This is a genomic window from Kitasatospora sp. HPM-01-4 (assembly GCF_051374625.1).
Classification (GTDB): domain Bacteria; phylum Actinomycetota; class Actinomycetes; order Streptomycetales; family Streptomycetaceae; genus Kitasatospora.
The window spans coordinates 5,164,069-5,178,104 of sequence record NZ_JBPQGP010000005.1; the positions used below are offsets into that span (position 1 = coordinate 5,164,069).

The window sequence follows — 14,036 nt, forward strand, 5'->3', positions numbered from 1 at the left end:
CTGTGGTCGCCGGGACGTGCCGGTCGGTTCCGACCTGTCCGGCCTGTCCTGTCCTCCGTCGCGGTCTCCGCGGCGGAGGGGCCCTCGCGGGGGTTGCCGTCGTCCCGCCCCTGTGCCGGGAACCCGGCCTTCGGGCCGGGTCCGGCCGACAGGGTGCGGCTGCCCCCGCGGCAACACACCGCGCCGTGCGGCGCGTCTTCGGCGGCTCCCGGGTGGGGGAGCCGCCGGAGGGGTCGGGCCGGTCCGCGATCCGCGGACCGGCCCGCACCGTCCGCCCGTTCCGGGGTCTGTCCCGTTCCGGCGTTTTCCCGTCCCGGCGGGGCGGTACCGGCTCGGCGTTTCCGCCGGATGGTCCGGCTCGCCTACGCTCGCACATATGACCAGCACTGACCTGCCGGAGCAGGACGCTCCCCGTTACGTTCGCCTCACCATCGAGCTCATCGCCGAGATCACCGACGAGCAGGCTCTGAAGACCGCCGCCCTGACCCAGGTCTCGGGCGACGAGTACCTCGACGACGAGGAGCGCGCCCAGTCCGTCGAGGCCATCGAGCTGGACCCGTCCGGCTCGCTCGCCCACTTCGTCGACCCGGTCGCGCTGCTCGGCGACGTCCCCGGGGTCGAGCTGACCTCCGCCACCTGGGAGTCCGCGCGGACCGACTTCGACCCGGACGAGGAGAGCTGGGACGAGTACCAGGTCGGCCAGGAGGACTGACCCGCAGCCGCGCACCCCATGAACCGCCCGATCCGGAATGTCCGGATCGGGCGGTTTGTTCATTATTCGGCTTTTGATGTCGTCTGGTGCTTTTGAAGCATCTTGCGGTTATTGATGGGTGTTGAGTTGATCTTGAGTAATCTCATACGATCTCAATCCTTAAGTGACGGAACCACTTCGCCCGATATCGCGTTGTTTTGTCCGTAACGCCTTGACGAACAGGAGAGCGCGAAGTGACGGCATCGGAGAAGCAGCAGCCCCCCGCAGCCGGAGACTGGAGCCGTCGTGGTGTGCTCGCGGGGCTGCTCAGCGTCCCGCTGGTGCTGATGACCGGCTGCAACAGCAAGGCCCAGCAGGCGAGTGCCGCGGGCTCGGGCGCGGGCGCCGGCGGCGGTGCGAGTGGGGGCGCGAGTTCGGCGCCCGCTCCCAAGACCTCGGCCGCGAAGATCACCGTCATGCCGGCCGACGGCACCAAGGACGCCTCCTTCACCAAGCCGGTCACCGTCACCGTGGCCGACGGAACCCTCGGCTCGGTCAGGCTCGTCGACTCGGCCGGTACCGAGATAGCCGGCCGGCTGGCCTCCGACGGCTCCGGCTGGACCTCCACCGGGCGGCTCAGCAGCGGTACCAGGTACCGGCTCACCGCGGTCGCCACCGACGGGGACGAACTGCGGGCCGACGCCGGTGCGGGCTTCGCCACCGCCGCCCCCGCCTCCACCTTCACCGGTTACTTCTCGCCCGAGGACGGCTCGGTCGTCGGCGTCGGGATGCCGGTCACCATCCGGTTCAGCAAGCCGGTCACCGACCGCAAGGCCGTCGAGCAGGCCATCACCGTGGTCGCCGACTCGGGTGTCGAGGTCGTGGGGCACTGGTTCTCCAGCACCCGGCTGGACTTCCGTCCCGCCCAGTACTGGGCGAAGGGCACCGAGGTCACCGTCAGACTGCGACTCAAGGACGTCGAGGGGGCGAAGGGGGTCTACGGCACCCAGTCCAGGGACGTCCGCTTCACCATCGGGCGCAGCCAGACCAGTGTCGCCGACCTCCAGGCCGGCACCCTCACCGTCACCACCGACGGGGTGGTCACCGCCACCTACCCGATCATCGGGGGTTCTCCGCAGCACCGCACCTGGGCGGGCAAGCTGGTGATATCCGAGCAGTACCAGCAGACCAGGATGAACTCCTCGACGGTCGGGCTCGGCGACGAGTACGACATCCCGGACGTGCCGCACGCCCAGCGCCTGACCACCTCGGGCACCTTCATCCACGGCAACTACTGGTCGTCCGCCTCGGCGTTCGGGCACGCCAACACCAGCCACGGCTGCATAGCCCTGCGGGACGTCAAGGGGGCGGGGGACCCGGGGACCAACGGGGCGAAGTTCTTCAAGAGCTCGATGACCGGCGACGTGGTCGAGGTCGTCAACTCCGGTGACCGCACGGTCGACCCGTCCAACGGCCTGAACGGCTGGAACCTCTCCTGGGCGGACTGGAAGGCCGGCAGCGCCCTCTGAGCGGCCCGTCCGGCGGGGAGCTGCGGCGCACTCCGAGTGCCCGTCAGAGGTTGCCCCGGTCACTACGCTTGAGTCTCCAGCGACGGGAGACCCCAAAGTGGCGGACATGGACGACGACGCCCTCCGCAGCATCGGGGACCTGTCCCGGCTGACCGGGATACCGGTGAAGACCATCCGGTTCTGGTCCGATGCGGGAGTGCTGCCGCCGACCGACCGCACACCCGCCGGCTACCGGCTCTACGACCGTGCCGCACTGGCCCGCCTCGACCTCGTCCGTACGCTGCGCGACCTCGGCGTCGACCTCGCCACCATCCACCGGGTGCTGGCGCGGGAGATCACCGTGGCCGAGGTGGCGGCGGCGCACTCCGAGGCACTGGACGTCCAGATCCGGACGCTCCGGCTGCGCCGCGCGGTACTCAGGGCGGTGGCCAGACGCGGGTCCGATCCCGAGGAGTTGGAACTGATGCACAAGCTGGCCAAACTCACCGATCAGGAACGCCGGCGCCTGATCGGCGACTTCATCGACGAGGCGTTCCAAGGGCTGGACGTCGGGCCCGAGTTCGTGGCCAAGATGCGCGGCGCCATGCCCGAGCTGCCCGAGGACCCCAAGCCGGAACAGGTGGACGCCTGGGTCGAGTTGGCGGAACTGGTGCAGGACGAGTCGTTCCGGGCGAGCGTCCGCAGGGCTGCCGAGTACCAGGCGAAGGAGCGGGCCCAGGGGGCCGGGACCGGGGGCCGGGCCGACGGGCAGCTGGTCGCGCTGGTCCAGGAGCGGGCCGGCGCCGCGCTGGCCGAGGGCACCGAGCCGGACAGCGCCGCGGCCCGGCCGGTGCTGGAGGAGCTGGTCACCGCCTTCGCCGAGCTCTTCGGCCGCGGTGACGGCCCGGAGTTCCGGAGCTGGCTGCTGGAGCGGCTGGAGACCGGCAGCGACCCCCGGATGGAGCGGTACTGGCAGCTGCTCGCGCTGATCAACGGCTGGCCGCCGGTGCCTCCGCTCGGGCCGGTCTTCAACTGGCTGATCGGAGCGCTGCGCAGCAGCCTGTAGCGGCCGGGACCCCTCGGAACGCGATGGCCGATACCCGCCGGAATCGGCGGGCCGGTCCGAGCAGGCTGTCGGTATGACGACACTGCGGATCAACCCGATCGCCCCCGAGGTCCACCGGCAGCTGCTGGTGAGCGATGACGCGGGGCGCCCGCCCGTCCGTTCCGTGAGCGAGGAGGGCGGCTCCCCGCTGCGCTGCTGTCTCACCCGGGCCCGTCCCGGCGAGCGGATCGCCCTGGTCTCGTACGCCCCGCTCCGCCGCTGGGCGGCCGGGCTGGGCGTCGACCCGGGGCCGTACAACGAGGTGGGCCCGGTCTTCGTCCATGACGGGAACTGCGGCGGAACGGGGGACGGTTGGCCCGAGGGGTTCCACAACGGGACCCGGGTGCTGCGCGGTTACGACCGGGAGGGGCGGATCCTGGACGGGGTCGCGGTGGAAGCGGCCGAGGCCGAGGCGAAGGCGGCGGAGCTGCTCGCGGATCCCGCGGTGGCGGTGGTGCATGTCAGGGCGCTCGGTTTCGGCTGTTTCATGCACGAGGTCACACGGGGCTGACGGGTCGGCGTCGCGGAGCCGGCCCGTCCGCCCCGGGCTCCGTCCGTCCGCGGCCTGGGGGTCAGGGGGCGGCGGGGCCCGGGGTGTCCGGGCCCCGGCCGTCGTCGGCAGTGCTTCGATCACAGCCGGAATACGCCGGGTGTGCGGCGGTGTTCCGGTCTTGTGCCAGGTCGCACGCCGGCCGAGCACTAGGCTCACTGGTATGACCGAGCACCAGCTTCCCCAGGGCTTCGAGACCCTCGCCATCCACGCGGGTCAGGAAGCAGACCCCCAGACCGGGGCCGTCGTCACGCCGATCTACCAGGTTTCCACCTACAAGCAGGACGGTGTCGGCGGCCTCCGCGGCGGCTACGAGTACAGCCGTTCCGCCAACCCCACCCGTACCGCGCTGGAGGAGTGCCTCGCCGCGCTGGAGGGCGGCTCCCGCGGCCTCGCCTTCGCCTCCGGCCTCGCCGCCGAGGACACCCTGCTGCGCACCGTGCTGCAGCCGGGCGACCACATCGTCATCCCGAACGACGCCTACGGCGGCACCTTCCGCCTGTTCGCCAAGGTGCTGACCCGCTGGGGCGTGGAGTTCAGCGTCGCCGACATGCAGGACCTGGCGCACGTGCGCGGGCAGCTGCGGCCGAACACCAAGGCCGTCTGGGTGGAGACCCCCTCCAACCCGCTGCTCGGCATCGCCGACCTGACCGGACTGGCCGAGATCGCGCACGGCGCGGGCGCGCTGCTGGTGGTCGACAACACCTTCGCCAGCCCCTACCTGCAGCAGCCGATCGCGCTCGGCGCGGACGTGGTGGTGCACTCCACCACCAAGTACATGGGCGGGCACTCGGACGTGGTCGGCGGTGCGCTGGTCGCGGCCGACGCGGAGCTCGGCGAGCAGCTGGCCTACCACCAGAACGCGATGGGTGCGGTCTCCGGCCCGTTCGACGCCTGGCTGGTGATGCGCGGCATCAAGACCCTGGGCGTCCGGATGGACCGGCACTGCTCCAACGCCGAGAAGGTCGCCGAGCTGCTGAGCCGCCACCCGAAGGTCTCCCAGGTCCTCTACCCGGGCCTGGCCGAGCACCCGGGCCACGAGATCGCCGCCAAGCAGATGAAGGCCTTCGGCGGCATGGTGTCCTTCCGGGTCGCCGGCGGCGAGGAGGCGGCGGTCGAGGTCTGCAACCGGGCGCAGCTGTTCACCCTCGGTGAGTCGCTTGGCGGTGTGGAGTCGCTGATCGAGCACCCCGGCCGGATGACCCACGCCTCGGTGGCCGGTTCCGCGCTGGAGGTGCCGGCCGACCTGGTCCGCGTCTCCGTGGGCATCGAGTCGATCGACGACCTGCTGGCCGACCTCCAGCAGGCCCTGGGCTAAGCAGCCACCCGGGGGCGCGGGGAGCCGCGCGGCCGGCCCGCCACGGGGCGGACGGTCGCACACGGCTCCCCGCGCCCCCGAAGGGGCGCTCCGCGGTTCTAGGCTGGCCCCATGCGGAGCTGGCCGATCACCACGGACGACGTCCGGGGTGCGCACAAGATGCTCGCCGGGGTCGCCCGGGTCACGCCGATGGAGAGCAGCCGGCACCTCTCCGGGCTGATCGGCTCCCCGGTGCACCTGAAGTGCGAGAACCTGCAGCGCACCGGTTCGTTCAAGCTGCGCGGCGCGTACGTGCGGATCGCCGGGCTCTCCCCCGTGCAGCGCGCCTGCGGCGTGGTCGCGGCCAGCGCGGGCAACCACGCGCAGGGTGTGGCACTGGCGGCGTCGCTGCTGGGGGTGCACTCCACCGTGTTCATGCCGGTGGCGGCCCCGCTGCCGAAGGTCGCCGCCACCCGGGAGTACGGCGCCGAGGTGCGGCTGCACGGCGCCACCGTGGACGAGGCGCTGCAGGCCGCGCAGCGCTACTCGGAGGCGACCGGCGCGGTCTTCATCCACCCCTTCGACCACTGGGACATCATCACCGGCCAGGCCACGGTCGGCCTGGAGATCCTGGAGCAGTGTCCCGAGGTGCGCACCATCCTGGTCGGGGTGGGCGGTGGCGGCCTGATCGCCGGGATCGCGGCCGCGGTCAAGCCGCTGCGGCCGGACGTCCAGGTGATCGGGGTCCAGGCGGCCGCGGCCGCCGCGTACCCGCCCTCGCTGGCGGCCGGGCGCCCCGTCATGCTGGAGCACTTCGGCACCATGGCCGACGGGATCATGGTCGGCCGCCCCGGCGACATCCCCTTCGAGGTGGTCAACACCCTCGCGGACGGCATCCGCACGGTCTCCGAGGACGCGCTCTCCCGGGCCCTGCTGCTCGGCCTGGAACGGCTCAAGCTGGTGGTCGAACCGGCCGGGGCCAGCCCGATCGCGGCGATGCTGGAGCAGCCGGAGAGCTTCCGCGGCCCGGTGGTGGCGGTGCTGTCCGGCGGCAACATCGATCCGCAGCTGATGCAGCGGGTGCTGAGGCACGGGCTGGCGGCGGCCGGCCGCTACCTCTCGCTGCGGGTCCGCCTCGCGGACCAGCCGGGCTCGCTGGCGGGTCTGCTGGCGGTGCTGACCCGGGTGGACGCCAATGTGCTGGACGTGGCGCATGTGCGCACCGACCCCCGGCTCGGGCTGACCGAGGTCGAGGTGGACCTGCACCTGGAGACCAAGGGGCCGGAGCACTGCGCCCTGGTGGTGAGCGAGCTGCGCACCGCGGGCTACGTGGTCGCCGAGTAGGCCAACCCGCCTGGCGGGCCGGGGGGTTCGCCGGTCCACCGGATGCTGTCGGTGGTGCGTGGCAGGCTCGGGGCCGGACCGGTTCACGGGATGGCGGCATGCCGCAACCATGAGTCTTGACGCGATATATCGCAATCTGCCATTCTCGCGATGTATCGCGTTGGTGTCCCTGTCGACGGGTGGAGTGTGCCCTGTGTGCGGCGGGGGCGGGACGGAACGCTGGAACCGCGAATCGCAACAGGAGATGAGGCAGGCCCATGGCGCCAGCCATCCAAGCCGAGAACCTGGTCAAGACCTTCGGGGACGTCCGCGCCCTGGACGGCGTCAGTCTGGACGTCCCCGAGGGCACGGTACTGGGCCTGCTCGGCCCCAACGGGGCGGGCAAGACCACCACCGTTCGTGTCCTCACCACCCTGCTCCGGCCCGACTCGGGCCGGGTCACGGTCGCCGGGGTCGACGTGCTGAAGCACCCGAACAAGGTGCGCAGCCTGATCGGCCTGTCCGGTCAGTACGCCGCCGTCGACGAGTACCTGACGGGGCATGAGAACCTCCGGATGGTCGGCGAGCTCTACCAGATGAGCTCCCGCGACGCGAAGGCCCGCGCGCTGGAGCTGCTGGAGTGGTTCAACCTCACCGAGGCCATGGACCGCCCCGCCAAGACCTACTCCGGCGGCATGCGCCGCCGGCTCGACCTGGCCGCCGCCCTGGTGGTCCGCCCGCCGGTGATGTTCCTGGACGAGCCGACCACCGGCCTCGACCCGCGCAACCGGCTGGCGCTGTGGGAGGTCATCGAGTCCCTGGTCGAGCAGGGCACCACCCTGCTGCTCACCACCCAGTACCTGGAGGAGGCCGACCGCCTCGCCCACGACATCGCGGTGGTCGACCAGGGCAGGGTGATCGCCCGGGGCAGCGCCGACCAGCTCAAGGCGCAGATCGGCGGCGAGCGGGTGGAGGTCGTGGTGCACCGGCGCGAGGAGCTCACCGAGGCGCTGGCCGCGCTCACCCCGTACGCCAAGGGCGACCCGGCGGTGGAGAAGAACACCCGCCGGATCACCGTTCCGGTCAGCGGCGGCGCCAAGGTGCTCGCCGACGTGATCCGCGAGCTGGACGCCCGCTCGATCGAGATCGACGACATCGGCCTGCGCCGCCCCACCCTGGACGACGTCTTCCTCTCCCTCACCGGCCACGGCGCCGAGGCCGGGGACGGCGCGGAGAACGGCGGGCAGCAGCCGGCCAAGGGCCACCGAGGCCGCGGAAAGGACGCCTGAGATGACCACCACCACGGCCACCGAGCACGCCGTCGGCCGCCCCGTCCCGGTCCGCCGCAGCGGCGTCGCCGCCACCCTGCACGACTCCTGGGTGGTCGCGAAACGCAATCTGCGCCGGATGACCCGAATACCCGAGATCGTGGTCTTCGGGCTGATGCAGCCGGTGATGTTCGTCCTGCTGTTCTCGTACGTCATGGGCGGTGCGATCCAGATCCCCGGGACGCACGCCAGCTCCTCCGCGTACACCCAGTTCCTGATGGCGGGCATCTTCGCCCAGACCGTGACCTTCGCGACGGCCGGCGCCTCCGCCGGTATCGCGGAGGACATGACCAAGGGCCTGGTCGACCGGTTCCGCTCGCTGCCGATGGCCCGCTCGGCGGTGCTGGTCGGCCGTACCCTGGCCGACCTGGTGCAGACCGCCTTCACCCTGCTGGTGCTGGCACTGGTGGCGCTGCTGGTCGGCTGGCGGATCCACGACGGTCTCCTGCCGGCGCTCGGCGGGTTCGCGCTGCTGCTCCTGCTCGGCTACGCGTTCTCCTGGATCGGCGCGCTGATCGGCCTCTCGGTCCGCAGCCCGGAGGCGGCCACCTCGGCGGGTCTGATCTGGCTCTTCCCGCTGACCTTCGTCTCCAACGCCTTCGTGCCGATCACCAGCATGCCGGGCTGGCTGCAGGCGGTGGCGTACTGGAACCCGTTCAGCGCGACCGTGCAGGCCGCCCGCCACCTCTTCGGCAACCAGGTCGGCCCGGTGGACCCGGCCTGGCCGATGCAGCACGCCGCGCTGGTGTCGATCGGCTGGTCGGTGGTCATCACGGTGGTGTTCTCCTGGCTGGCGGTCCGCAAGTACCGCAGGGCCGCGGGCTGAGCACCCGGCCGGGCGACGCGGAAGCGGCCGGACCCCCTCGAAGGGGTCCGGCCGCTTCGGCGCGTACGGGGTCGGGTCAGCCCTCGTAGGGCTTGACCTCGACGATCTTCACGCTGGCCTGCTTGCCGTTCGGCAGCTCGTAGCGGGCCTCGTCGCCGATCTTCTTGCCGTCGATGGCACGGCCGAGCGGGGACTGCGGCGAGTAGATGTCCAGGTCCTCGCCGCCCGCCTCGCGGGAGCCGAGCAGGAACTTCATGGTGTCGTCCAGGTCGCCGTCGAAGGCGACGGTGACGACCATGCCGGGGGCCACCACGCCGGAGTCCTTCGGGGCCTCGCCGACCTTGGCGCGCTCCAGCAGCTGGGTCAGCTGGCGGATCCGGGCCTCGTACTTGCCCTGCTCGTCCTTGGCCGCGTGGTAGCCGGCGTTCTCCTTGAGGTCACCTTCCTCACGCGCGGCCTCGATCTTCTGGGCGATCTCGATGCGCCAGGGGCCGGTCAGGTGCTCCAGCTCGGCCTTGAGCTGGTCGTAGCCGGACTGAGTGAGCCAGGTCACGTTCTCGCTGGTCTGGGTCACGGGTGCTCCTCATCGGTGCTGGGCTGTGCTGAGGGTTGGTCATCAGCAGGGGTGGTGCCGTCGTGTTGCAAAGGCCGGTCTTGCGGGGTTGGTCGTACTACAAAGCAACGCCCGCTCCCAGGCCGATCGGCGCGGAAGGGGCGAAACCACGAGCCTAACAATTTCCGCACCGGAGCGGGAGAGGCTGGTACGGAGCCTTGACGCGCGGGCGGGGGCAGGCGGTCTGACCTGCTCCCGGACGGATTCCCGCCCGCACCGGGGAGTATGCGTCAGCCGGGTACCCGGGCGCCTCCCGAGCGTCCCTGCCGCCGGGTCGGTCGGTCCTGCCCGCCCGGTGGTCCTGCTTGCCCGGTGGCCCTGCCCGCCCGGCGGTCCTACTTGTCCGGCGGTCCTACTTGCTCGGCGTGCAGCCGAGGAGCTCGGCGGTGGTGCCCCAGTCGGTGGTCTTCAGGGTGACCACCTTGCTGTAGCTGCTGCCGGCGGCAGGCACCGGGAAGTCGTACTGGCCGACCACGGAGCCGTTCTTGTCCTGGGAGCGGACGGTGCAGACCCCTCCGGTGCCGTCGTCCTTGCGCACCGACAGCTGGAGCTGGACCTCGTGGGCGGAGACCACCTGGAAGGTCGGGACCGAGCCGTTCATCGCCGTCGCGCGCAGCAGGTAGGAGCCGCCGAGCCAGGCCACCAGGCCGAGGAGGAGCACCCCGCAGACGATCGCGGCGATCCGCAGCTTCCGGTCGGCCTCCTCGTCGCTGCGGCGGCTGTAGCGGCCCTCGGGCAGTGGCGGGGCGGACGTAGGGCTGGAGGTCATGGCGGGCTCGGTCCTTTCGACGAGGGGCGGTCGGCCGGTGGAGGGAATGGACGAGCCCTTCAGTCAGTCACTATAGGAGGGGCTTGGCCGCGCCGGAGGCGGCGGGGGAGCCGGCCCGACGAACCCGGACATACCCGGAAGGAACCAGGCGTTGACTGAGCAGTTGCGACTGATGGCGGTGCACGCGCACCCGGACGACGAGTCCAGCAAGGGCGCGGCCACCATGGCCATGTACGTCTCCCAGGGCGTGGACGTCCTGGTCGCCACCTGCACGGGCGGGGAGCGCGGATCCATCCTGAACCCGAAGCTCCAGGGCGACCCGTTCATCGAGAAGAACATCCACGAGGTCCGCCGCAAGGAGATGGACACCGCACGCGAGATCCTCGGCGTCAAGCAGGCCTGGCTGGGCTTCGTGGACTCCGGTCTGCCCGAGGGGGACCCGCTGCCGCCGCTGCCGGAGGGCTGCTTCGCACTCCAGGACGTGACCGAGGCGGCGGCGCCGCTGGTGAAGCTGATCCGTGAGTTCCGTCCGCACGTCATCACGACGTACGACGAGAACGGCGGCTACCCGCACCCGGACCACATCATGACCCACAAGATCTCCATGGTGGCCTTCGACGCCGCCGGTGACCCGGACGCGTATCCCGAGGCCGGCGAGCCCTGGCAGCCGTCCAAGCTCTACTACAACCACGGCTTCCCGATGGGCCGGATCCGGGCCCTGCACGCCTACCTCACCGAGCACGGGATCGACTCCCCGTACGGTGAGTGGATCGCGGGCTGGGAGAAGAGCGGCCGCAAGGAGCGCGAGATCACCACCCGGGTCCGCTGCGACGACTGGTTCGAGGTCCGGGACAAGGCGCTGATCGCACACGCCACCCAGATCGACCCGGACGGCCCGTGGTTCCGCGTCCCGCTGGACGTCCAGCGCGACGTCTGGCCCACCGAGGACTACGAGCTGGCCCGTACCCTGATCGACACCGACCTGCCCGAGGACGACCTCTTCGCCGGCCTGCGTACCCCCAGCCCGGTCGCCTGACCTGCGGGCCGCCCGCCTGGCGGGCGACACGCCCCACCCCGGTGACCCGGCCGATGTCGGGCCGGGTCACCATGGAGGAATGAGCACCCCGATGAACCTCACCGACCTCGCCACCGGCCTCGCCCTCGACGACGCCAAGGTGACCCCCGGCCTTCTCGGTTTCGTCGTCTTCGCCGCCCTGGGTGTCGCCACCTGGTTCCTGGTGAAGTCGATGAACAAGCAGATGAAGCGCGTGGACTTCGCGGAGGAGCCCGAGGCCGCCAAGGAGTGACCTGAACGGCAGGCCACGCCGTTTCGCTGGCCGTCGTAGCAGCCGGCCGCACGGCGGGGTCCGGCGCGCGCTGGCGCGCGGAACGGCGTAGGGGCTCGCGGCGGGCCGGAGCGCCGGCGACGGGGGTGCTGATCGCCGGCGTGCCGGCCCGGGTGTCATGAGCCGGACGGCCGCCCGGTGCCCGGGCCTCCCGACCGCGAGGGACCGGATGCGCGAGGATGGGGGCATGCCGAACCGACTCGCGGGTGCCACTTCGCCGTATCTGCTGCAGCACGCCGACAACCCGGTGGACTGGTGGCCCTGGGGGCCGGAGGCGTTCGCCGAGGCCGAGCGCCGGGGCGTGCCCGTGCTGCTGTCGGTCGGCTACGCCGCCTGCTACTGGTGCCAGTAGATGGAGACAACCCGGCAGTTCCGACCTGGTGAGTTCGCGAGCAGGACTGGTGCCAGCATGCGCTGTGACTGGTGAGGACAGGTCACCTCCAGCAGGTCCCACCGCAGCATCTATGCCACCAGTACAGGGCTGTCGCGCTGTAGCGTGATATCGGCCGAACTTCACGGAGGAGACGTGACCGCACAGCCGGAGCACCACGCTGAAGAGCTGATCCCGCGCCCTGAGCGGACCATCACTGCCCTAAGGGCCGCCCTTGCCGTCGTGGCTTCAGATCGTCTGCTGGAGATGCAGACCGAGCAGGCCGAAGCGATCACCAAGGCCATTGACTCCGACACCCTTGATCCTCTCCGAGGGTTCCTCTTGCGATGGGCTGTCGTGGTCGAGATCGAACGGTATCCAGGGACAGCCTTCAAGCTCCGCCGAGCCGAGTACCTCATGGAGGTGGCGGAGGATCCTGATGACTCCCGGCGTCATGCCCTCACTGCAGCCGAGATCGTCCGAGCCGCATACCGGGCGCTGGGCGCATGACGTGGTCCTGGGAGTACCTCCCCAGCGAGGATCACGTCATCGACGGAGCGCCGCCGGCGTTCGTCGCCGAAGTAGAGAAGAAGGCTGACGAGCTGGTTCGAGCCGCGGAAGCCCTTTACCTCGACGGGACCTCGTACCGGGGCGAGAACCCCAGGAGCAAGACCGCCGACGTCCCGGGCGGCATGTTCGAGTACCTGACCGTCGTACGACACGAGCAGATCTACATCGTCCAGGTCACGTACCTGTAGGCCGCAAGGAAGGCCGTTCGGTGCCGTCCGCTGCAAGGGGAAGTCTGTTGTCATCCAACGGGAGTCCGTGCTGGACGTTCAACTTCCGAGGCGTTCGTGCAGAGCATGCGCGGATACCTGGCTTGGGAACGGGAGGGGGTCGGCAGATGGGCGGACATGGCGAACGTCGAGTTCGCACCGAATGACATCGTCAAGCCGTTCAAGAACGACTACGGCGAACCCATGGTCTTCTGGCAGAAGCGCGGAGAGCCGTTCGCTGTGTTACTCCACCATGATCTCGACTGGGATCCTGTCCCTGTACAGGAGTGGATGCTTCGCTTCGGTCTCATACCGTCGATCGGTGACATCATCCTCGATGAGGCGGAAGCGCACTGGCTCATGGGGTGCTTCAAAGCCACTGAGTGGTGGCGTCGCCCAGCCGAACCGAGTGTTGCTGATTGATTCCGGACAGTCCTGCGTGCCGCCGAGTGGTGCGTCCGGACCTCGCTGAGCTTGGGTGGCAGACTGTCAACCATGAACCGGTTGGCCGACGCCACTTCGCCGTATCTGCTGCAGCACGCCGACAACCCGGTGGACTGGTGGCCCTGGGGGCCGGAGGCGTTCGCCGAGGCCGAGCGCCGGGGCGTGCCCGTGCTGCTGTCGGTCGGCTACGCCGCCTGCTACTGGTGCCAGTAGATGGAGACAACCCGGCAGTTCCGACCTGGTGAGTTCGCGAGCAGGACTGGTGCCAGCATGCGCTGTGACTGGTGAGGACAGGTCACCTCCAGCAGGTCCCACCGCAGCATCTATGCCACCAGTACAGGGCTGTCGCGCTGTAGCGTGATATCGGCCGAACTTCACGGAGGAGACGTGACCGCACAGCCGGAGCACCACGCTGAAGAGCTGATCCCGCGCCCTGAGCGGACCATCACTGCCCTAAGGGCCGCCCTTGCCGTCGTGGCTTCAGATCGTCTGCTGGAGATGCAGACCGAGCAGGCCGAAGCGATCACCAAGGCCATTGACTCCGACACCCTTGATCCTCTCCGAGGGTTCCTCTTGCGATGGGCTGTCGTGGTCGAGATCGAACGGTATCCAGGGACAGCCTTCAAGCTCCGCCGAGCCGAGTACCTCATGGAGGTGGCGGAGGATCCTGATGACTCCCGGCGTCATGCCCTCACTGCAGCCGAGATCGTCCGAGCCGCATACCGGGCGCTGGGCGCATGACGTGGTCCTGGGAGTACCTCCCCAGCGAGGATCACGTCATCGACGGAGCGCCGCCGGCGTTCGTCGCCGAAGTAGAGAAGAAGGCTGACGAGCTGGTTCGAGCCGCGGAAGCCCTTTACCTCGACGGGACCTCGTACCGGGGCGAGAACCCCAGGAGCAAGACCGCCGACGTCCCGGGCGGCATGTTCGAGTACCTGACCGTCGTACGACACGAGCAGATCTACATCGTCCAGGTCACGTACCTGTAGGCCGCAAGGAAGGCCGTTCGGTGCCGTCCGCTGCAAGGGGAAGTCTGTTGTCATCCAACGGGAGTCCGTGCTGGACGTTCAACTTCCGAGGCGTTCGTGCA

General features: G+C 70.2%; 17 protein-coding genes and 2 pseudogenes. 17 read left to right on the top strand and 2 right to left on the bottom strand.

Features of this window, described 5'->3' with window-relative positions:
- Positions 1-376: 376 nt before the first annotated feature.
- From ACSMTC_RS22475 to ACSMTC_RS22510, 8 genes are all read left to right on the top strand, one after another.
- Entirely contained in the window at positions 377-712 is a 336-nt protein-coding gene (locus ACSMTC_RS22475; RefSeq protein WP_436561512.1) for a hypothetical protein, read from the top strand.
- Positions 713-945: 233 nt separating this feature from the next.
- Positions 946-2,220 (top strand): L,D-transpeptidase, encoded by a 1,275-nt coding sequence (locus ACSMTC_RS22480; protein ID WP_436561513.1) that lies wholly within the window; start codon positions 946-948, stop codon positions 2,218-2,220.
- A 106-nt stretch (positions 2,221-2,326) separates the two neighbouring features.
- Positions 2,327-3,265 carry a helix-turn-helix domain-containing protein gene (locus ACSMTC_RS22485; RefSeq protein ID WP_436561514.1) on the top strand — a complete coding sequence of 313 codons (939 nt, stop codon included), beginning with the start codon at positions 2,327-2,329 and terminating at the stop codon, positions 3,263-3,265.
- A gap of 73 nt (positions 3,266-3,338) precedes the next feature.
- Complete coding sequence (locus tag ACSMTC_RS22490; RefSeq protein ID WP_436561515.1) at positions 3,339-3,815, top strand: DUF1203 domain-containing protein; 477 nt, start codon at positions 3,339-3,341, stop codon at positions 3,813-3,815.
- Positions 3,816-4,017: 202 nt separating this feature from the next.
- Positions 4,018-5,172: a cystathionine gamma-synthase gene (locus ACSMTC_RS22495; protein WP_436561516.1), complete on the top strand. Its 1,155-nt coding sequence runs from the start codon at positions 4,018-4,020 to the stop codon at positions 5,170-5,172.
- Between the two features lie 111 nt (positions 5,173-5,283).
- Positions 5,284-6,495 (top strand): threonine ammonia-lyase, encoded by a 1,212-nt coding sequence (gene ilvA, locus ACSMTC_RS22500; RefSeq protein WP_436561517.1) that lies wholly within the window; start codon positions 5,284-5,286, stop codon positions 6,493-6,495.
- A 257-nt stretch (positions 6,496-6,752) separates the two neighbouring features.
- On the top strand, positions 6,753-7,763 hold the full coding sequence (locus ACSMTC_RS22505; RefSeq protein ID WP_436561518.1) for an ATP-binding cassette domain-containing protein: 1,011 nt from the start codon (positions 6,753-6,755) through the stop codon (positions 7,761-7,763).
- A 1-nt stretch (position 7,764) separates the two neighbouring features.
- Positions 7,765-8,628, top strand: coding sequence for an ABC transporter permease (locus ACSMTC_RS22510; RefSeq protein WP_436561519.1), 864 nt, complete (start codon positions 7,765-7,767; stop codon positions 8,626-8,628).
- A gap of 76 nt (positions 8,629-8,704) precedes the next feature.
- On the opposite strand, the gene greA is transcribed toward ACSMTC_RS22510, so the two are convergent.
- On the bottom strand, positions 8,705-9,202 hold the full coding sequence (greA, locus tag ACSMTC_RS22515; protein ID WP_436561520.1) for a transcription elongation factor GreA: 498 nt from the start codon (positions 9,200-9,202) through the stop codon (positions 8,705-8,707).
- A 391-nt stretch (positions 9,203-9,593) separates the two neighbouring features.
- A complete protein-coding gene (locus ACSMTC_RS22520) occupies positions 9,594-10,010 on the bottom strand; it encodes a DUF4307 domain-containing protein (RefSeq protein WP_436561521.1) in 417 nt (138 codons plus the stop codon).
- 151 nt (positions 10,011-10,161) lie between these two features.
- On the opposite strand from ACSMTC_RS22520, the gene mca reads away from it, so the two are divergent.
- The 9 genes and pseudogenes from mca to ACSMTC_RS22565 all read left to right on the top strand — a co-directional run bounded on the left by mca (position 10,162) and on the right by ACSMTC_RS22565 (position 13,935).
- Positions 10,162-11,046 (top strand): mycothiol conjugate amidase Mca, encoded by an 885-nt coding sequence (gene mca / locus ACSMTC_RS22525; RefSeq protein WP_436561522.1) that lies wholly within the window; start codon positions 10,162-10,164, stop codon positions 11,044-11,046.
- 79 nt (positions 11,047-11,125) lie between these two features.
- On the top strand, positions 11,126-11,317 hold the full coding sequence (locus ACSMTC_RS22530) for a hypothetical protein (RefSeq protein ID WP_436561523.1): 192 nt from the start codon (positions 11,126-11,128) through the stop codon (positions 11,315-11,317).
- 226 nt (positions 11,318-11,543) lie between these two features.
- A pseudogene (locus tag ACSMTC_RS22535) lies at positions 11,544-11,702 on the top strand (DUF255 domain-containing protein); the annotation flags it as partial.
- Between the two features lie 180 nt (positions 11,703-11,882).
- Positions 11,883-12,236, top strand: coding sequence for a hypothetical protein (locus ACSMTC_RS22540; protein WP_436561524.1), 354 nt, complete (start codon positions 11,883-11,885; stop codon positions 12,234-12,236).
- Complete coding sequence (locus tag ACSMTC_RS22545) at positions 12,233-12,484, top strand: hypothetical protein (RefSeq protein WP_436561525.1); 252 nt, start codon at positions 12,233-12,235, stop codon at positions 12,482-12,484. Before ACSMTC_RS22540 ends, ACSMTC_RS22545 begins: the two co-directional genes overlap by 4 nt.
- Positions 12,485-12,640: 156 nt before the next feature.
- The gene (locus tag ACSMTC_RS22550; protein WP_436561526.1) at positions 12,641-12,925 is read left to right on the top strand and encodes a hypothetical protein; all 285 of its coding nucleotides are present in this window, start codon (positions 12,641-12,643) and stop codon (positions 12,923-12,925) included.
- A gap of 72 nt (positions 12,926-12,997) precedes the next feature.
- Positions 12,998-13,153: pseudogene (locus tag ACSMTC_RS22555) on the top strand (DUF255 domain-containing protein); the annotation flags it as partial.
- 180 nt (positions 13,154-13,333) lie between these two features.
- Positions 13,334-13,687: a hypothetical protein gene (locus tag ACSMTC_RS22560; protein WP_436561524.1), complete on the top strand. Its 354-nt coding sequence runs from the start codon at positions 13,334-13,336 to the stop codon at positions 13,685-13,687.
- Complete coding sequence (locus tag ACSMTC_RS22565; protein ID WP_436561525.1) at positions 13,684-13,935, top strand: hypothetical protein; 252 nt, start codon at positions 13,684-13,686, stop codon at positions 13,933-13,935. Before ACSMTC_RS22560 ends, ACSMTC_RS22565 begins: the two co-directional genes overlap by 4 nt.
- Positions 13,936-14,036 lie beyond the last annotated feature (101 nt).